General features: G+C 62.0%; 16 protein-coding genes. 4 read left to right on the forward strand and 12 right to left on the reverse strand.

Annotated features, from left to right (window positions below):
* Positions 1-283: 283 nt before the first annotated feature.
* The 6 genes from ACFPN2_RS13810 to ACFPN2_RS13835 all read right to left on the reverse strand — a co-directional run bounded on the left by ACFPN2_RS13810 (position 284) and on the right by ACFPN2_RS13835 (position 6,137).
* On the reverse strand, positions 284-1,771 hold the full coding sequence (locus ACFPN2_RS13810) for a M48 family metalloprotease (protein WP_380597425.1): 1,488 nt from the start codon (positions 1,769-1,771) through the stop codon (positions 284-286).
* A 216-nt stretch (positions 1,772-1,987) separates the two neighbouring features.
* Positions 1,988-2,188 (reverse strand): 50S ribosomal protein L31, encoded by a 201-nt coding sequence (gene rpmE / locus ACFPN2_RS13815; RefSeq protein WP_380597427.1) that lies wholly within the window; start codon positions 2,186-2,188, stop codon positions 1,988-1,990.
* A gap of 460 nt (positions 2,189-2,648) precedes the next feature.
* On the reverse strand, positions 2,649-3,818 hold the full coding sequence (gene hemW / locus ACFPN2_RS13820; protein WP_380597429.1) for a radical SAM family heme chaperone HemW: 1,170 nt from the start codon (positions 3,816-3,818) through the stop codon (positions 2,649-2,651).
* A 108-nt stretch (positions 3,819-3,926) separates the two neighbouring features.
* Positions 3,927-4,520 carry an RdgB/HAM1 family non-canonical purine NTP pyrophosphatase gene (gene rdgB, locus ACFPN2_RS13825; RefSeq protein WP_380597431.1) on the reverse strand — a complete coding sequence of 198 codons (594 nt, stop codon included), beginning with the start codon at positions 4,518-4,520 and terminating at the stop codon, positions 3,927-3,929.
* Positions 4,521-4,527: 7 nt separating this feature from the next.
* Positions 4,528-5,253: a ribonuclease PH gene (gene rph, locus ACFPN2_RS13830; RefSeq protein ID WP_380597433.1), complete on the reverse strand. Its 726-nt coding sequence runs from the start codon at positions 5,251-5,253 to the stop codon at positions 4,528-4,530.
* Between the two features lie 140 nt (positions 5,254-5,393).
* A complete protein-coding gene (locus ACFPN2_RS13835; protein WP_380597435.1) occupies positions 5,394-6,137 on the reverse strand; it encodes a PP2C family protein-serine/threonine phosphatase in 744 nt (247 codons plus the stop codon).
* Positions 6,138-6,276: 139 nt separating this feature from the next.
* Between ACFPN2_RS13835 and ACFPN2_RS13840 the strand changes: the two genes are divergently transcribed.
* From ACFPN2_RS13840 to ACFPN2_RS13855, 4 genes are all read left to right on the forward strand, one after another.
* Positions 6,277-7,131, forward strand: coding sequence for a YicC/YloC family endoribonuclease (locus ACFPN2_RS13840; RefSeq protein WP_380597437.1), 855 nt, complete (start codon positions 6,277-6,279; stop codon positions 7,129-7,131).
* Positions 7,132-7,142: 11 nt separating this feature from the next.
* Complete coding sequence (gmk, locus tag ACFPN2_RS13845) at positions 7,143-7,757, forward strand: guanylate kinase (RefSeq protein WP_380600124.1); 615 nt, start codon at positions 7,143-7,145, stop codon at positions 7,755-7,757.
* A 109-nt stretch (positions 7,758-7,866) separates the two neighbouring features.
* Positions 7,867-8,604 (forward strand): SIMPL domain-containing protein, encoded by a 738-nt coding sequence (locus tag ACFPN2_RS13850; protein ID WP_380597439.1) that lies wholly within the window; start codon positions 7,867-7,869, stop codon positions 8,602-8,604.
* A 29-nt stretch (positions 8,605-8,633) separates the two neighbouring features.
* Entirely contained in the window at positions 8,634-9,776 is a 1,143-nt protein-coding gene (locus ACFPN2_RS13855; RefSeq protein WP_380597441.1) for an SEL1-like repeat protein, read from the forward strand.
* Between the two features lie 5 nt (positions 9,777-9,781).
* Here ACFPN2_RS13855 and ACFPN2_RS13860 read toward each other — a convergent pair whose 3' ends face one another.
* The 6 genes from ACFPN2_RS13860 to ACFPN2_RS13885 form a co-directional block, all read right to left on the reverse strand.
* Positions 9,782-10,069 (reverse strand): NfeD family protein, encoded by a 288-nt coding sequence (locus ACFPN2_RS13860; RefSeq protein ID WP_380597443.1) that lies wholly within the window; start codon positions 10,067-10,069, stop codon positions 9,782-9,784.
* 201 nt (positions 10,070-10,270) lie between these two features.
* Positions 10,271-12,196 carry a tRNA uridine-5-carboxymethylaminomethyl(34) synthesis enzyme MnmG gene (mnmG, locus tag ACFPN2_RS13865; RefSeq protein WP_380597445.1) on the reverse strand — a complete coding sequence of 642 codons (1,926 nt, stop codon included), beginning with the start codon at positions 12,194-12,196 and terminating at the stop codon, positions 10,271-10,273.
* Between the two features lie 168 nt (positions 12,197-12,364).
* Positions 12,365-13,729 (reverse strand): DUF3999 domain-containing protein, encoded by a 1,365-nt coding sequence (locus tag ACFPN2_RS13870; RefSeq protein WP_380597447.1) that lies wholly within the window; start codon positions 13,727-13,729, stop codon positions 12,365-12,367.
* 11 nt (positions 13,730-13,740) lie between these two features.
* Positions 13,741-16,521 carry a DUF2339 domain-containing protein gene (locus ACFPN2_RS13875; RefSeq protein ID WP_380597449.1) on the reverse strand — a complete coding sequence of 927 codons (2,781 nt, stop codon included), beginning with the start codon at positions 16,519-16,521 and terminating at the stop codon, positions 13,741-13,743.
* A 75-nt stretch (positions 16,522-16,596) separates the two neighbouring features.
* On the reverse strand, positions 16,597-17,673 hold the full coding sequence (locus ACFPN2_RS13880; protein ID WP_380597451.1) for a DNA topoisomerase IB: 1,077 nt from the start codon (positions 17,671-17,673) through the stop codon (positions 16,597-16,599).
* A gap of 16 nt (positions 17,674-17,689) precedes the next feature.
* Positions 17,690-17,857, reverse strand: coding sequence for a hypothetical protein (locus ACFPN2_RS13885; protein ID WP_380597453.1), 168 nt, complete (start codon positions 17,855-17,857; stop codon positions 17,690-17,692).
* Positions 17,858-17,879 lie beyond the last annotated feature (22 nt).

Below are 17,879 nucleotides of genomic sequence, written 5' to 3' on the forward strand. Positions count from 1 at the left end.
GCGCTTCGGTGAGGGAGCATCTGGCCAAGCCGTGGAAAACGATCGAGCCCGTCCCTAGGCCTGCGATCGTCGCGGCTTTTTGCAAGCGCAAAAATCGGAGGCGCAGACTTACACGTCGTCGCCAGCGAATCAAGCATGGAGATCGGCGATGAGCATTAGTAATTCGCATCGCTGCGATTGCGACGCTATACCGTGAAGTAAGTCCGCCGTTGTCTATTAGGCGGACTTATGTTCCCTTCGGCGAGATTAATCTGCTCGCACTCGCGGAGGGGAAAACTCCGATTTATTGGACGATCTTGATCAGCTGACCGGGCTGCGGCTCTTTGTTCGGGTACAGATCGTTGAGCAGCCGCAATTGCTGTTCGGCGTACGTCGGCAACGGTGAAGTTTTCGCAAGGTCGGCGATGCGCGTGGTTTCCGTGGCGCGGATCGTCTTGATCTTGTACGGCTCGGCCAGTGCGAATTCGTTCTGCTTCAAACGACGGAAGGTTTTCACCGTCGACATGAACAGCGGGTCGGCCTTCGGCGTGCCGCTCGAGCCCTTGGTGGCACCCGCGAAAATGTAGGCGAGATTGTTGTGGTAGAGGACCACATAGCGGGCCGGCATCAAGCCGAACGGCGTATTCGCCGCCCGCACCACCGCCGTGTAACCCTGCAAACCGTTCACTTCGATCGCCTCGGACTGCGCGGCGCTGGAACGCGCCAGCAGACGTGAAAGAAATTCACGCGGGCCGGTGTTCGGCGGCGGCGCCTGGGTCTGCATTTGCAGAACGCTATCTTTCTGCGGTGAGAGCGCGACCAGGCGGTCCGCCTGATTTTCGACCGTCCAGCCGCTCGGGAAGGCCATCGTCAGTCCCAGGTCGGCGTGATAGAACCGATTGCCTTTGAGCACGCCCTGCGAGCGGCTCGGTCCCATCGGCAGACCTTCGATGGCTTTCAGATATTTGTCGCGCCCCGGATCGAGGTTGTCGGTCGGACCGCCCTTGAGCGTTTCGGCGGCCTTCACCACTTCAGTAAGACGCTCGTCGTTATCCGGGTGAGTGGCGAACACGCCGTGATACACACGCGGCTCACGCTTCTCCTCGCGAGCGCGTGCGATCTCGAACATCTCCTGGTTCTTCAACAGCCGCACCACGTCGATCATGCTGGTGGGCGCGAAGCCGACGTTCTTCAGATATTTCGCGCCGAGGCGATCGGCTTCGAGCTCCTGGTCGCGACCGTAGCCGCTGACCAGCGCCGCGCCGGCATAGTTGGCGAGACCGGCCAGGTCGGCGCTGCCGGTGAACAAACCGACCGCGGCGGCACCGATATTCGACAGCGTCGACTTACTCTGCTGCCGCACCGGATGGCGGGCGCTGACGTGGCCGATTTCATGACCCAGCACGGCCGCGAGCTCCGCTTCCGAGTTGAGGTAATTCATGATGCCGCGAGTGATGTAAACGTAACCACCGCCAGTGGTGAACGCGTTGATGTCCTCGCTATCGAGCACCATGAAGTGATATTCGAGCTCGGGGCGATCGCTGGCCTTGGCGGTGCGCTGGCCCACCTCGTTCACGTAGACCTGCAGCTGCTGGTCGTCATAAGGACCGCCGAACTGCTGCATGATCATCGGATGAACTTCTTTGGAGCGCTTGATCTCGCCAGCTTCGCTCTGGAACACCAGATCGGGCCGGCCGGTCACGGGATTGGAAGCGCAGCCGCTCAATAAAGCCGCGGGCCCGGCCAAGGCGGCAAGTAACAGCACGGCACGAACAGAGTTTTTCAGCGGCATGGCGGCGTCCGACTCGCAACGGCTGGGATAGCCATTGCACTCCATAGCTCTATGTCGATGCAAATCGTCGCGAGTTCCCTGACCGGATTCCCTAGTTACGGTAACAGGACTGCGAACGACAAAAGGGCGCCCCGGCAAACCGGAGCGCCCCTTGGATGTAGAGCCCGCCTGCTGAACGCGTGCTTAACGCCCGCCGGTTCAGCCAGCTCGCGAGTCTTAGCGAGCGTACTTCTTGCGGAACTTGTCCACACGACCGCCGGTATCGACGATCTTCTGCTTACCCGTGTAGAACGGATGGCAGGCGGAGCAGACTTCGATCTGCAGGTCATGGCCCAACGTGGAGCGGGTAACGAAGGAGTTACCGCAGCCGCAGACCACGTTGATCTCTTTGTACTCTGGATGGATACCGTCTTTCATGGCGCTGTATCTGGGGTCGGACTGGGCCGAAAAAAGGGGCGCAGTGTAGCGGCCGGTGGTCACCCCCGCAAGAAAAAAACTTCTCGCTCGATGGGGGCAAATGGATTCGTAGGTACTTGACGGCGGTTATCCACAAAGTCTGTGGATAAGTGTGTGGATGACTGCTCGCGACAGCGACCTCGAACCTTGCAGAAATGTGACGCTGTCAAATTGCTCACTTTTTCACCAGGGTATTTCCCCTTGCGCGATCAATGGGTTACGAAGCCCTGCTGATATATCGCATTTGATTTTGTCATCAACGTGGGGCGCGGACGACAACGGTTCACACGTGTGCATAACCCCTTCGTGTGCGGCGCTAAGGGATCGGTTTTCAAAGAAAATTTTGTGGGACAGTTCACACGCGAACGGCACGGTGGAGGGAACTTTTCGTTCCCCCGCCACGCACGGATTCGCCTGACACTCAGCTGTCGGAGCGCTCGGGGAGGAACAGCTCCTGCAGATCGTTGAGGAAGCGCTGACCGTCCGGGGTCGCGCGCCAGCGCCGATGCGCATCGTGCTCGAGCAACCCTTTCCGCTCGGCCTCCGCAATGGGGGCGTCGAGGGTCGAGAACAACAGGCCGGTGCGTGATTCGAACGCCGGCTCCTCGAAGCCCTCGATGAGTCGCAAGCCGTTCAGCATGAACTCGAACGGCAAATCCTCGACCGGCACGACGCGTCGTTCGCTCACGCGCAGATCTGCGGCGCGAGACAGATACTCGCGAGGTTGCTTCACCCGAGTCGTCCGCACGATCGCCGCGCCTTCATCCAGACGCGTCAGCTTGCCGTGCGCGCCGGCGCCGATGCCGATGTAGTCGCCGAATTGCCAGTAATTCAAATTGTGGCGGCTTCTGCGACCCGCTCGCGCGTAAGCCGAAACTTCGTATTGCTCGAAGCCGCGCGTCGCCAGCAGCTCCTGAGAGTCGATCTGCATCTGCCAGCAGTCGTCGGGCTCGGGCAGCGCCGGCGGCCGGTGATAGAACACGGTGCCGGGCTCCAGCGTCAGCTGGTACTGCGACAGGTGGGCGGGCTGCAGCGCCAGCGCGCTTTCGAGATCCTGGCGCGCTTGCGCCACGCTCTGCGCCGGCAAGCCATACATCAGATCCAGATTGAAATTATCGAGCCCGGCCTGGCGCAGCTCGTCCACCGCCCGCCCGATGTCGCCCGCGCCGTGAATGCGCCCGAGCAACTTCAACTGTTCTTCGTTGAAAGTTTGAGCGCCTAGCGAGACTCGATTCACGCCAGCATCGCGGTAACCCGAGAAGCGGCCGTGCTCAATCGTGCCGGGATTCGCTTCGAGCGTGATCTCGATACTCGGATCGAAGGGAATGTGTCGGCGCACCCCTTCCAGCAGTCGGCCAATCTGATCGGGAGCGAACAGGCTCGGCGTGCCGCCGCCGAAGAAAATCGAGGTGAGCGCGCGGCCTTGCGCCGCCGACGCATCGTTCTGCAGATCTTCGAGCAACGCGTCGATGTATTGAGCCTGCGGCACCAACTCTGGCGCCGTGTGCGAGTTGAAGTCGCAGTACGGACACTTGCGCACACACCAAGGCATGTGGACGTAGAGAGAGAGCGGCGGCAGAGCAAGGGACACGACTATCCAGTTACCACGGCAATGTAACGAAGCCACTTGGGTACAAGGACGTACCCCGCCGCTGCAAGCGGCGAGCGAGGGTCGTGGCAGGATGCCCGATCCCGAGTTTCAAAGTGACTCGCGCAGTTGTGCAACCAGGCCACGCAGGGCCTTGCCACGATGGCTGAGCTGATTCTTCTCCGCCGCGGGCAGCTCCGCCACTGTCATCGATCGATCGGCGAGCTCGAAAATCGGGTCGTAGCCGAAACCGCCGGTACCGCGACGATCGTTGGTGATTCGACCTTCCCAACTCGCCTGACAGATCAACGGCGACGGATCGCGCGGCGAGCGCATGTATACGAGCGCGCACTGATAGCGAGCCGTGCGCTGTGCAGGCGATTTGCCCTCGAGCGCGACGAGCAACTTGCGCAAGTTGTCTTCGTCGGTCGCGCCTTCGCCGGCATAGCGCGCGGAGTAGATGCCGGGCGCGCCCTCGAGCGCATCGACTTCCAGTCCCGAATCGTCGGCGATCGCCGGCAAACCGGACGCCTGGGCGGCGTGCCGGGCTTTCAAAATCGCGTTCTCGACAAACGTCAGGCCGGTTTCCTCGACACTGATCGACGTGAACTGCGACTGCGGCAGAACATCGAACGCCGGCGGCGGCAACAGCTCGCGCAGCTCCTTCAATTTGCCGGCATTGCCGGTAGCGATCACCAGACGCATGAGCCGATCAATCCTCGTTCAGCGCTTCGAGCTGGCGAGCGAGCAACTGACTGCAGCCGTTCGCGGCCAGATTCAACAGCGCATCGAGCTCTTCGCGCCGGAAGGCGTGACCTTCGGCCGTGCCTTGCACTTCGATGAAGCCGCCGCCGTTGTTCATGACGATGTTCATGTCAGTCTCGGCTTCGGAGTCTTCGGCGTAATCGAGATCCAGCACCGGTTGTCCCGACCAGATACCGACGGAGACCGCCGCCACCTGGCCATGAATCGGGCTGTCGCGCAGCGTGCCCTTGCGCACCAGTGAATTCACGGCATCGACCAAGGCCACATAGGCACCGGTAATCGAAGCCGTTCGCGTACCGCCGTCCGCTTGCAGGACGTCGCAGTCGATGGTGATCGTGCGCTCGCCGAGCGCCTTCGTGTCGACCACGGCACGCAGCGCTCGACCGATCAAGCGCTGGATTTCCAGCGTGCGGCCGCCCTGTTTGCCCGACGCGGCTTCTCGCTTGTTACGAGTGTGAGTGGCGCGCGGAAGCATGCCGTATTCCGCGGTCACCCACCCTTTGCCCGAATTGCGCAGGAAGGACGGGATGGTTTCTTCGACGCTCGCGGTACACAGCACGCGCGTCTCGCCGCACTCGATCAACACCGAGCCTTCGGCGTGACGGGTGAAACGACGCGTAATGCGGATCGGCCGCAGCTCATCGGGAGCGCGGCCACTAGGTCTGGATTTCATGGGTAAACCTTAATAGAAACTCGGCGACGGTGCCTTATCTCAAGCAGCCGTCCCTGGAACCACGGCCAGCCGTTACATCCGTGTACCGGCGTTCGCGCGGTTCGAAGCGACGTTAAGTCGCTTCGAAAAGGCATCCGCGCTCACCCGAGATAGCGCATGACCGCAGCGGTGGAATTATCGCTGAAAGGCGACGAAGCCTGAACCGCGCGGCGGCCCAGGGCTTCCAGCCAGGCTCGCAGCTGCTGCGTGTCGTCGCGGAAAAACGCGGCGATGTCCGTATCGCGCAAGTTGGCCCAAATGCCGTCGGTGCAAAGCAGAAGCACATCGCCGGACTGCAGCGTGTGCCGCCCGCTGATGGTCATTTCGGGAATCGCCGGATCGCCGCCGAGGCAGCATTCGACGAAGTTGCGCATCGGGTGATTCGGCAATTCTTCCTCGGTGATCTTGCCTTCGCGCAACAACAGCTCGACGTGGCTGTGATCCCGGGTCCGCGACACCAGCTTGCCGTGGCGAATGTGATAGATGCGGCTGTCGCCGACATGCGCCCAGTAGGCTGCACCTTCCTGGACCAGACACACGGCAATGGTCGCGCGCGGTCGCGCATCGATGCTCTGACCGTTGCCCAGGCGGGCCACGTCATCATGCGCACGACTCAGCGACAAATGCAGGAAGCCGATGGGGTCGAACATCGGCAGGGACGTTTGCTGGAAGGAATCGATCAGGCTCTTGAGCGCCGTATCGGCGGCGCGGCTGCCATCGGAATGGCCGCCCATACCATCAATGACCACGAGCAGCGCGGCCTTTTCGGTGGCGGCGACAGTTACTCGGTCCTGGTTGTCCTCACGATCACCGATCAGACTTAAATCTGCATGCTCGATCCGCAAGCGCGGGCTCCGGCCGGACGGCTCTTCTGCTGTTACACTTGCCCCTTTCCAAGGCGTCGCTTTATAGCATCGCGTCAGGCACCGTGTAAGAAGCGTTTGCCTTAATCTTTCCTACGGCACGAAATAAATGATCCGCAGCATGACAGGTTTCGCCCGGCGCGAGCGCCAGGGCCCATGGGGTACGCTGGTGTGCGAGGTGCGCACCGTGAACCATCGTTACCTCGAAACCTCGTTGCGTCTGCCCGAAGAGCTGAAGGCGCTGGACAACGACGTGCGCCAGGCTGTCGCGGCGGCACTACGCCGGGGCAAGGTGGACGCCAACCTGTATTTGAAGTCGGCCGCCGGCACGCAGCGCTCGCTGGAGCTGGATCCGCAGCTGCTGGAAGAACTGATTGCCCGCGTCGACCAGGTGCGCGGTCAGCTGAAGTATCCCTCGCCCGTCAGCCCGCTCGATCTGTTGCGCTGGCCCGGCGTGGTGCGCGAGGCCGAGGTGGACATCAAGCCCGTGCTCGCGGCCGCGTTGGAACTGGTCCAGGAAGCGCTGAACGAGTTGAACGAGACACGGCTGCGCGAAGGGCAACGCATTCGTGAGTTGCTGCTGGCCCGGTGTACAACCATGCGCACGCAAGTCCAGGCCGTCCGCCTGCGCTTGCCCGAAGTCTCGCGACGCATGCGTGAACGCATCGTCGAGCGCATTGCGCAGCTCGGCACGACGCCGGATCCGGAGCGCCTGGAGCAGGAGCTGGTGCTGTATGCACACAAGATGGATGTGGACGAGGAGCTGGATCGCCTGGGTGCGCATCTGGAAGAGGTGACATCGGTGCTCAGCTCCGCTGAGCCTGCCGGTCGCCGCCTCGACTTCCTGATGCAGGAGCTGAACCGCGAAGCCAACACGCTTTCCTCGAAGTCTCAGGACAGCGAGACCACGCGCGCGGCGGTAGATATGAAAGTCGCGATCGAGCAGATGCGCGAACAAGTACAGAACGTGGAATGAGCGAAGTGTCGGTGACCCGGGGAAAATTATTTGTGATCGCCGCGCCCTCGGGCGCGGGCAAGACGACGCTGGTGCGCGCATTGATGGCGCGCGTGCCGTCGCTGAAGTTTTCGATTTCCTATACGACTCGCAAGCCGCGGCCCAACGAACAGCACGGCCGCGATTATTTCTTCGTCGATCACGCTGAGTTCGAGCGCATGGTGAATGCCGGCGAGTTCCTCGAGCACGCACGCGTGTTCGACAATTACTACGGCACGTCGAAGCCCCAAGTCGAAAGCATGCTCCGCGAGGGCGAGAACGTGCTGCTCGAAATCGACTGGCAGGGTGCGCAACAGATTCGTCGCGCCATGCCCGAATGTCAGTCCATCTTCATCCTGCCGCCGTCACGCGAGGCGCTGGAGCAGCGTCTGCGCGGCCGCCAGACCGACAACGACGAAGTGATCGCGCGCCGCCTGCGCGACTCCATCGCCGACATGTCGCATTGGAACGAATTCGATTATGTCGTCGTTAACGATGACTTCGAGCGCGCCACCACGGATCTTGAAACCATCATCGCCGGTATTGGCGAAGCGCTCAGACGCGACCGCCCTGAGCTACAAACGTTGATCCGTCGCCTGCTGGGTTAACCCCGTCGATATTTTTTTCGGACGCGGTCGGACGCTGAACTTGCCGTGGCGGCAACAGACAAAGCATCTGACTGCCGCGGATGAGCGGCTTCATCAAGGAACAAGCATCATGAAACTCAGAACCCTTCAGCTCACCACCGCCGCTGCCTGCGCGTTGATGGTGTCCGGCTGGGCCGCCGGCGCGGAAGCCGAGCGTCCGCGCACTGTCAGTGTCACCGGTCAAGGCGAAATTCAGGCCGAGCCGGATCGTGCGCTGGTGACGCTGGGCGTCGAATCGCGCAAGCCGAAGATGGAAGACGCGCGCAACGAAGTCGCGAAGACGGTCGACGCCGTGCTGAAACTGACGCGCGATTTGAAGATCGATCAGAAGTACGTGCGCACTACGCGTGTGAACGTTCAGCCTGAGTACAACTGGGACAACAACGCCAAGGAGCGCAACCTGATCGGTTACTTCGTGTCGCGTCAGGTCGAAATCGAGCTGCGCGATCTGGACAAGCTCGGTCAGCTGATGGAGAAGTCGTTCGACCTCGGTGTGAACTCGGTGGGCGATCCGCGCCTGGACTCGACCAAGCGTCGCGATCTGGAACGCGAAGCCCTCGCGAAGGCCGTGGCTGACGCGAAGCTGAATGCCGAAGCGGTGGCGAAGGCCGCCGGTGCCCGCCTGGGTGCGCCGCGCACGATCTCCGCCAGCTCCGGCTACTCGCCGCCGCCGATGCCGATGATGAAAGCCAACATGGCTCGCGCTGAAATGGCCTCGGATGCGGCCGGCTCGTATCAGAGCGGTCAGATGGGATTCAACGGCACGGTGCAGGTCGAGTACGATCTGATTCCCAACACCACGCCGTAACCCCACGCGTTACGGAGGCAGCAATTCACATGAATCGCGGCTTTCACGGAACGACCCTACGCAGCGCTGCCTTCACGGCGGCGCTGTTCTTGATTCAAAGCTCGGCGCTCGCTATCGAAAAGCCGAAGCAGGCGCCGCCTCCCGAAGCACCGCCGGAAGCGCCCGCCATCACCGTCGCGCCGACCGACGAAACTCAATTCCAGCAAACGTTACAGCGGGTCTCCACGTTTCGTGAGTTTCGTGGCTTGAAGATCAACGAAGAGGTGATCGACCAGCTCTCGCGCGGTGAAGCCGATAAAGCAGTCGCGTCGTTGAGCACGCTGGCGGCGCAGGGCGATCGGGATGCAAACATCGCACTCGTGCGCATCCAGCACTGGTGCAATTCCGTTTCTCAATCGCGCCAGCAGGATTGGCAGGCCCAGCTGCCGCAGGTCGCGAAACAATTTCCGCCGGAGCGGGCCGGTCGAGTCGCCGGTGTGCTCAAGGCTGACGCTGAATTCAGTCCGCGCGCCAGACAAGGTTGCAGTCAGGCTCGGTTCGATTTCGGTGGCATTGAAGCGCGCTTGCGCGCGGCTGCCGATGCAGGCGATCCAGCAAGTGCGACGGAACTGGCGCCGTTCGTTCGCGATCCGGCGAAGCGCGAGGCTTTGTTACAGTCCGCGATCAGTAAGAATTACGCACCTGCAATGTATGCAGCGGCGAGCAATCTGCTGATGGCTGTTCAACGCGGCGAGACCACCGAGAACGTCAGCAAGATTCGCGATCTGCTCAAAGTCGCGGGTCGCACCATGCCCAAAGCGAAGTTAGACCTGGCGAACTGCATGGCACTGGGCTGCGATGGTCACCCGGCCGATGCGCGTACCGCGCTCGCATTCGGTACCGACGCCGCACGCGACGGTGAGCCGACCGCTTTCCTGTCCATGGCGCGCATGCCCTGGGGCCGCCAGATGCCACGCGTGCAATTGCTGGCGTGGCAATACTTCGGGGATCAGCTGAATGAAGCCGGCTGCATGGGCGACGCTTATATCGTCACGTCGCTAGGCTTCGCGCAGAGCATTCCGATGCTGGAAAAAGGCCAGCCCACGCAGGTGCTGGATGCGGCGAAGTCGCAGGCCGAAACCTTGTGGAAAGATAACGGCGAGCGCGCGAAGAAAGAGAACGGCTGTCGCTAGCTAGCTCAAGCCGCGACGCGATCGACCAGTAGCACGGTGCCGTCCACGCCCGTGACGCGAGCCTTCGCGCCGGGCGGCAGATTCGGCCCGCGAATCGACCAATCCCGATTGCCAAGGCGAATGCGGCCCGCGCCGTTCTGCAACCCCTGCTCCAACACCACCACCTGACCAATGTGACTATGGCCGGAGCGATGGCTGGCGAGCGGGCTGTTCAACTCGCGCTGCTTCTGGACATATTGTCTCCAGAAGTAGAAGCCGAACACCGTGGTGGCAAAGAGGGCGAACCAGATCATGGAACGTGCAAACAGTTAAATGACAGTGGAAGACTAGCAGCAAGCCCTAGGGGAAACGACGAATGAGATCACAGCTACGCTGTGCTCTCGCTCAAAACATCGACCCGGGACAAACGGAACTTTACGGAATAGCAGGCGCCATCGCCATGCCCCATCCAAGACTTGTGAAACGACTTCGAGTTCCGTAGCAAAAGCGCGAAATCAGCCCGCCCGCTGTGAGGGAACGCCTTGGCGGCGCTTCAGATGAACCAGCAAAAGTGAAATCGCCGCTGGAGTAATGCCGGGAATCCGCGCTGCGCGACCGACCGTTTCCGGCCGTGCTTCCTGCAAGCGCTGACGAACTTCCATGGACAAGCCACGCACCTGCGCGTAGTCGATGTTGTCCGGCAAGCGTGTGTCTTCATGACGCCGCTGCCGCTCGATCTCATCCTGCTGTCGATCGATATAGCCGGTGTACTTGGCCTGCACTTCGACTTGCAGCTGGACTTGTTCAGCGAGCCGCTCATCGACGTCGAGCGCGTTCATCCACTCCGGCTTGCCGACCTGCTCGATCGACGTGAGCGATTCGTACGACACTTCCGGCCGTCGCAACAAATCGAAACCGTGAGCCTCGCGAGCCAGCGTCGTGCCGAGCAGTTCGATCGAACGCTCTTCGGTGAGGTGCTGCGGTCGGACGATCGCCTTGTCCAGTCGCGCCACTTCAGCGTCGATCGCTGCGCGCTTGGTGTTGAAGAATGCCCAACGCTCATCGTTCACCAGGCCGAGCTCGCGGCCCTTCTCGGTCAAGCGCAGATCCGCGTTGTCTTCACGCAGCAGCAGTCGATATTCGGCGCGGCTGGTGAACATGCGATAAGGCTCGCTGGTGCCGCGAGTGATCAAGTCGTCGACGAGCACACCGATGTAAGCCTCGTCGCGACGCGGCGTCCACGCCTCGCGCTCCTGTGTCAGCAGCGCAGCGTTCAGGCCCGCGAGCAAGCCTTGAGCGGCGGCCTCTTCGTAACCCGTCGTGCCATTGATCTGACCGGCGAAAAACAGACCGCCGATGAACTTCGTTTCCAGGCTGTAACGCAAATCGCGCGGATCGAAGTAGTCGTACTCGATCGCGTAGCCCGGCCGCGTGATGTGCGCGTTCTCGAAACCTTTGATCGAGCGCACCAGGTCCAGCTGCACGTCGAACGGCAGGCTGGTGGAAATACCGTTGGGATAAATCTCGTGCGTCGTCAGTCCTTCCGGCTCGATGAAGATCTGATGCGACGTCTTGTCGGCGAAGCGATGGATCTTGTCTTCCACCGACGGGCAATAGCGCGGCCCGACGCCTTCGATGACGCCGGTATACATGGGCGAACGATCGCAGCCCGCGCGAATGATGTCGTGCGTGCGCTCGTTGGTCGCGGTGATGTGGCAATTCACCTGGCGAGGATGATCGCTACGACGGCCGAGATATGAAAACACCGGCGCCGGCTCATCGCCCGGCTGCACCAGCAGGCCTTCATAGTTGATCGTGCGGCCGTCGATTCGTGGCGGCGTGCCAGTCTTCAAACGACCGACGCGGAACGGCAGTGCACGCAAGCGTTCGGCGAGACGATTCGACGGCGGATCACCCGCGCGACCGCCCTGATAATTGGTGAGCCCGACGTGAATTTTTCCCGCCAGGAACGTGCCCACCGTGAGCACCACGGCCCGCGCACGAAACTCGATGCCGGTCTGAGTCACAACGCCTTGCACGCGCTCGTGCTCGACCACGAGGTCGGCAACTTCCTGCTGAAAGAGCGTCAGGTTCGGCTGGTTCTCCAGCATGAAACGGACCGCCGCCTTGTACAGCACGCGATCGGCCTGAGCTCGGGTGGCACGAACCGCCGGGCCCTTGCTGGCATTCAAAGTCCGAAACTGAATTCCGCCACGATCCGCGGCCTGCGCCATGGCGCCGCCCAGCGCATCGATTTCCTTCACCAGATGGCCTTTGCCAATGCCGCCGATAGCGGGATTGCAGCTCATCTGCCCGAGCGTCTCGATGCTCTGCGTGAGCAACAGCGTGCGCGCACCCATCCGGGCCGAGGCCAGAGCCGCCTCGGTGCCGGCGTGACCGCCGCCTACCACGATGACATCGAACTCTTGCGGAAAGCGCATGGGAGTGCTGCGCACCGCAGCCTGGGGAAAAGGGCGGCCATTTTAAGCGAGGGCTCGGGCATCCTGCCACGACCCTCGCGCGATTCGGTAAAAGGCGTGACTTTTACCTCTCGCCGCCGCCTATGGCGGCGGGGTACATCCATGTACCCAGCACTTATTTGCCTTATCTCAGTTCGTGGGATGCCTTACGCGCCTGAGCAGCGACAGGGCCATTCCGACCAGCAGCGCCACGCCGATCACCAGTACCCCCCACAAAACAACTACTTTGGCCGGCGTCTTCTTGGGCAGGGGTTTCAGGGCATCGGCGCCGCCCAGCGGCACCATCGGGTCCACAAAGCCCTGTTCGACCATCCGCTCGCGGTCGGCGGCACTCATGTTGGCCAGCAGTCCGTCGCAAACGGCCGGTTGAGCCGGCTCCGCCCGACGGCTGCCGAAGGCGACCGTGAACGGGCCCGGCCCCTGCGCCAGGAACCGCAGCTTGGCCGGCCGATAACCCAGCTCGAGCGTGCTGTCCTGATACACCTGGGGATCTTTCAGGATCTGCAGGCGCCAATATCGATCGCTGGCCGCTTGGAACTGCGCCGGCGGGCTCTCCCGCCGGACCGTGTCCGAGACGATGACATAACTTTCGCCGCTCCAGCGGCTGCGCCACTGCGACTCTTCATCCGGCCGGCTCTGCAAATTCACGCTGACCGTGCTGTTCTCCTGCGCCAGACGTACGCGTGCATAGGTGACGGGCGCCACGTGCTGAGAGTCGAAGTACAAAACATCGGCTTCCTTCGATTCCACGTGGGTCGCGTTGAACCACATGGGCTCGATCTCTTCCGCCTCGGCCACCTCTTCAGCCGTCACCGAGTTGAGAACCAGCGGCGGACCGCTGTCGACCCGTTGCACGCGCAGATACTGGTATTCGCGAGTCGGCAACACGATGCGTTCACGACGCAACTCCTGTCCGTCCTGCTGCGCAAGTAACAGCGTGGTGATGTGCACGACGGTTTGCCATTGATCCAGATCGTCGCTGGCCTCGATACGAACCTTCACTTCCGAAACACCGTCCGGGGTGCTCCAGTCGAAACGAATGGCGCGTAACTGCTGCCTGTCGCGAGCATCGATGATGTGGATCAAGCCGCTCACAACATCCGACGTGGGTGCCGACGATTCCTCCACGTTCACTCGCGTGCCCGCCGATGTTTCAACGGCTACGCGCGAGTTATCGGTGTAAATCTGATCCCGCCCTTTGAGTACGAACACTGGCAGCGACTGCTCCGTCACCTGCGGCGCCATGCTCGACGGAGCCGCGCAGAATGCGTGCGGCACCGGCATTCCGTTGGCATTGAAGACTCTTAGATCGCCGAGATCGGCGCGGGTCACGACGCGATAGACATCGTCGGGCAGCACGGCCTCGATCATCGGCTGCGCGTAGTTCGCCCTGACCGACATGCCGCTGGAGTAGTCGTTCTTGCTGGGCGGCGCCGCGCCGACGCTCGCCGCCAGCAAACAACCCACCGAGACAACCATTGAACGCACGGTCATAAACGATTCCATTACTCCGTTACCTGCTCGCTCACCTTGCGCGGAGGCAGAGGCGCGAGATAGCCCGTCACCAGCAACAACGCGCCCACCGTCAGGAACGAGGTGATGCGCGCGACAGTGCCGACATTAGACAGATCCACCAGGAACAGTTTCGCCACCACGACGATCATCAACCCCGCACCCACGATCCAGACGTACCGCCAGCGCTGACGCGCGGCAACGGTCATGGCCGTGAAGCCCAGCACACCCCAGAAAATCGAAATGGACGCTTGCACCAGGGTCGAATGCGCCATGCCGTAAGCGGTGATCGGCGCGCCGAAGTTGTGATGAAGCGTGCGGATCAGCGCGGCGTTCAACCAGACAAACACCAGCGCGGCGATGACGCCGATCAACGCTCGCCAATCGAATGGCCAGCTGGTCTCACGTTGCTGGACGCTCAGCGAGCTCCACCACATCGCGAGCGATGCGAAACACAGCGCGACGCTGATATCGAGCGGGTTCAGCAACGGCAGGTAGGGCAGCCAGGTCGAATCGCCCGTGCTGCTGATATTGATCATGAAGATCCAAAGCATCATGCCGACAGCGGCCGGCAGCGCGCCGTACACTCGATACGCTTTCTCGCGTGCCGCCACCGGCCAACGCGGTCGCAACTGCTGGCGTCCGAGCCACGCAATCACCAGCGCTGGCACGACACCCCAAGGCAACAGCGCCCACACGCCGGTGGTCAGCTCGCCGATTTGATAACTCGCCTCCCAGGCAACGACCAGCGTGAACACCCACACCGCGCCGGCGTGCAGCCAGTTGAGACCTTGAACATCGCGGCTCTCCCCGAGACGCAACATCGAGAAGTGCGCAGCGAACAACAGCACCCAACCCACGGCACCCCAGCGAATGAACGGATGAACAAAGTCGAGCGCGCCCGCCAGCGCGATCAAGGCGAAGATCGGCGGCAAATAAGTTGCGATGAGCAGCGGCAAGCGCCATTCGCGTTTCAAGCTGAGCCAGGCGAGCAGCGCGACCGTCAATGCGACGAAGCTCAATGCTCCGCCGTACGAAGCGCTCGGCAGGTACATATCGACCTCGCGCAGGCCGCCCAGTAACCACCAACCCACGCCCCACAGCGTGAACACAGCATCGGCGCCGCCTTCGTAACGCGCTTGCTTGGCCCGATTACGAAACAGCCAATAGCCCGTGCAGATGCCGGAGATACTGAGCATCACCGCGCCCAGCAACGTGCTGTTGAGAACCGGCAAATCGGTGGCGTTCCGGTAATGCATGCCGATCAGATAGCCGATGCCGGCCATGATCTGTAACAACGCGCCGAACGCGCGAGCGAGCTTGCGTTCCTGGCGCACACCGAGCCACAGCAAGCCCGCACCTTCGACGGCCCACATCGCCGCCGTCGTGCGGGTATCGAAGGCCAGAGGAATCGCGAGACTGGCGAAGATCACACCCAAGGCGGCGAAGGCTTCGACCAGCAGACGGAAGCTCTCACGCCGCGTTTGATACAGCATCCAGCCCAGCAACAGATAGAACGCGGCGAGCGCAAAGGCACTCCAGGCCATGGCGTATTCGATGGGCGAGACCATCGACGCGTGCAAGCCGAACGCAACGATGGGCAGTCCGAACACCAACGAGCCGGAGACGTAGCCTTTCAAGTCCGGCGGCTGACGCACGCAGTTCAAGATCGACACGCCGACGTACATGAGGAAGAACAAGATCAGGAACGCGTCGGCCGCCAACAGATCGTCGCTTTGATAACCGTTGACGCGCCACAGACCCGTGATCGTGAACGTGAACAGGAAGCCCAGCACGTTGAGCACTTTCCAGGTGCGGAACCAGGCCACCGCGAACACGCCGAGATTGAGCACGGCGTAGTAAGTGAACAAGGCGATGAAATTGCCGCTGCCCGTAGACACCATGATGGGCGCGAGGAAGCCGCCGGCAGTGCCGATGACGGCGAGTGACAGCGCATTCTGCCCCACCGCGAGAATGGCCGCGGCCAATGCAATCACGACCAGCAAACCGAACGCGAGACCCGTCGGCAGCAAGTCGAAGCGCGTCGCTGCGTAGACGGTTAGATATAAGCCGGCGATGCCGCCACCTTGGAGCAGCTGTGCATAGACGGACCGTTTATCGCGCAGTCGCCACCCGATGATCAGCAGTGCGAACGCGCCAATGGCAATCGCCACGAAACGCAGCTCGATCGGGAACAGGCTGTTCTCGGCGGCGTACTTCGCCAGAAACGTCGCGCCGAAGAACAGAATCACGATACCGATGCGCGCCAACGGATTGCCGCGCTTGAGCCAGCTGATGAACTCGCCCACCAATCGATCGATCGCGGTGGGCTCCGGCGGCGGAGCAGGGCGACGCGGCGGCGTTGGTGTTGGAGCCACACGTTCGCGAGGCGGCGTCGGAGCTGCCGTCGGCTGAGCAACGGGTAGCGGCACTGGCGATGTGACTTGCGGTGCCGGTGCCGGTGCCTGAGCCGCGGCCGTCGCAGGCGCAGGAGTTGCCGGCGCTGCTGGCGGCGTGCTTTCAGCCGTTGCTGGCGATGGAGGCGCACGTCGCGTCGGTTCGGGCAACTCGATGCTCATCCGCAGCGACTGCAGCTGCTCATCCAAAGCCTGCACCCGCCCGCGCAGGTGGAAGATCTGAGCCAGCAAGGCGCCGAGCAGGGCACCGAACCAGAAATTCTCCAGGTCCGACGTCAACGACGCACCGATCACGCCGAACAGCAACGCCAGGCCGATGGTCGATCCTTTAGAGGACGTTTGTTTTTCCGGCTGCATGCGCGTACCGCTTCTGTGCCGGGGTCCCGGCGGGCGCATCTTGCTGGAGAGCCGCCCGAAGCGCAAACGGCTGATTTAACTCTTGGTCTTATGCTGAATCTTGAGCAACGCCAGCGCGGCCAGCTCCATGCGTCGCGGCGACATTGACTGGCGCGGCACTCGTTGCTCGACCATTCCCGCCTTCCAGGCATCGAACACGACGGGATTGATATATGACTTGCGGCACACCGCCGGCGTGTTGCCCAGAGTCTCGGCCACACTGCGAGCCGTGGCGGCGACACAGCCATTGAAGGCACGCTGACTCATCGGTTCCTGCCGCTCCTGGCAGGCCAGGAAGGCGATGGCTCTGACCGTGCCGCCCCAGGTGCGAAAATCCTTGGCGGTAAAATCGTTGTCGCCGCCCATCGCCTCGCGCAGATACTCGTTGACCATGCCCGAGTCCACCGGCTGACGCTGGCCATCATCGTCCACATATTGGAACAGTGCCTGTCCCGGCAGTTGCTGAATGTGTTTGATCAGGCGCGCGAGTCTGCGGTCGTCCAGAACCACTTCATGCTGCCGTCCGCTCTTGCCACGGAAGTTGAAGGACGCCCGGCCGTCTCGCAGAAACTTCACGTGTTTGTTTCTGAGGGTCGTCAGTCCATAAGACCGATTGGCTCGCGCATACTCCTCGTTGCCGACCCGGATCAATGTTTCTTCGAGCAGGGTGACGATGACCGCGAGCACTTTGTTCTTCGGTAGTCCGGACAGCGCCAGGTCCTGCTTGAGCCGGCGTCGCAGCTTCGGTAGCTGCGCGCCGAACTCGATCATCTTGGAGAACTTGCCGTGGTCGCGGGTCGTGCGCCACTCGGCGTGATAGCGATATTGCTTACGCCGGCGCGCGTCGCGCCCGGTCGCTTGCAGATGACCGCGCTCCTTGGTGCAAATCCAGACTTCGGTATACGCCGGCGGAATCGCCAGCTTGCGAATCCGCGCCAGCACCTTCTCATCGCCGATGCGCTTGTGATCGGGCCCGACATAGTAGAAGCCGGTACCGCGCTTGTGACGCTCGATGCCCGGCTCGGCGTCGGACACATAGATCAAGCCGTTGGCGCGTGCGTGCCGATGAGCCTGCAGCACCGACTCGGGTAGGTCTGGCGGCAGGTCACGCATCGCCGACTATCATTTGTTAGGACGGATTACTGTCGGCATGCCCCCGATGCAGCAGGCCCCACCCGATGAGCGCCACGCCGATCAATAGCAATGCATGAACCGCGAACACGGCCATCTTGATGCCGAGCCAGAGCACGGCCCACGCCACCACCAATGCCAAACCCAACCATACCAACGGCTTCATAGTCTCACCCCTTGCGCCGGAT

This window comes from Steroidobacter flavus, from assembly GCF_042651805.1.
Lineage (GTDB): Bacteria > Pseudomonadota > Gammaproteobacteria > Steroidobacterales > Steroidobacteraceae > Steroidobacter > Steroidobacter flavus.

What these genes read in the sequence shown, in the direction of transcription:
- ACFPN2_RS13810 (WP_380597425.1), bottom strand. Translation starts at nt 1,771, where the DNA reads ATGCCGCTGAAAAACTCTGTTCGTGCCGTGCTGTTACTTGCCGCCTTG.
- rpmE (WP_380597427.1), bottom strand. Translation starts at nt 2,188, where the DNA reads ATGAAAGACGGTATCCATCCAGAGTACAAAGAGATCAACGTGGTCTGC.
- rdgB (WP_380597431.1), bottom strand. Translation starts at nt 4,520, where the DNA reads ATGCGTCTGGTGATCGCTACCGGCAATGCCGGCAAATTGAAGGAGCTG.
- rph (WP_380597433.1), bottom strand. Translation starts at nt 5,253, where the DNA reads ATGAAATCCAGACCTAGTGGCCGCGCTCCCGATGAGCTGCGGCCGATC.
- ACFPN2_RS13840 (WP_380597437.1), top strand. Translation starts at nt 6,277, where the DNA reads ATGACAGGTTTCGCCCGGCGCGAGCGCCAGGGCCCATGGGGTACGCTG.
- ACFPN2_RS13850 (WP_380597439.1), top strand. Translation starts at nt 7,867, where the DNA reads ATGAAACTCAGAACCCTTCAGCTCACCACCGCCGCTGCCTGCGCGTTG.
- ACFPN2_RS13855 (WP_380597441.1), top strand. Translation starts at nt 8,634, where the DNA reads ATGAATCGCGGCTTTCACGGAACGACCCTACGCAGCGCTGCCTTCACG.
- ACFPN2_RS13860 (WP_380597443.1), bottom strand. Translation starts at nt 10,069, where the DNA reads ATGATCTGGTTCGCCCTCTTTGCCACCACGGTGTTCGGCTTCTACTTC.
- mnmG (WP_380597445.1), bottom strand. Translation starts at nt 12,196, where the DNA reads ATGCGCTTTCCGCAAGAGTTCGATGTCATCGTGGTAGGCGGCGGTCAC.
- ACFPN2_RS13870 (WP_380597447.1), bottom strand. Translation starts at nt 13,729, where the DNA reads ATGACCGTGCGTTCAATGGTTGTCTCGGTGGGTTGTTTGCTGGCGGCG.
- ACFPN2_RS13875 (WP_380597449.1), bottom strand. Translation starts at nt 16,521, where the DNA reads ATGCAGCCGGAAAAACAAACGTCCTCTAAAGGATCGACCATCGGCCTG.
- ACFPN2_RS13880 (WP_380597451.1), bottom strand. Translation starts at nt 17,673, where the DNA reads ATGCGTGACCTGCCGCCAGACCTACCCGAGTCGGTGCTGCAGGCTCAT.
- ACFPN2_RS13885 (WP_380597453.1), bottom strand. Translation starts at nt 17,857, where the DNA reads ATGAAGCCGTTGGTATGGTTGGGTTTGGCATTGGTGGTGGCGTGGGCC.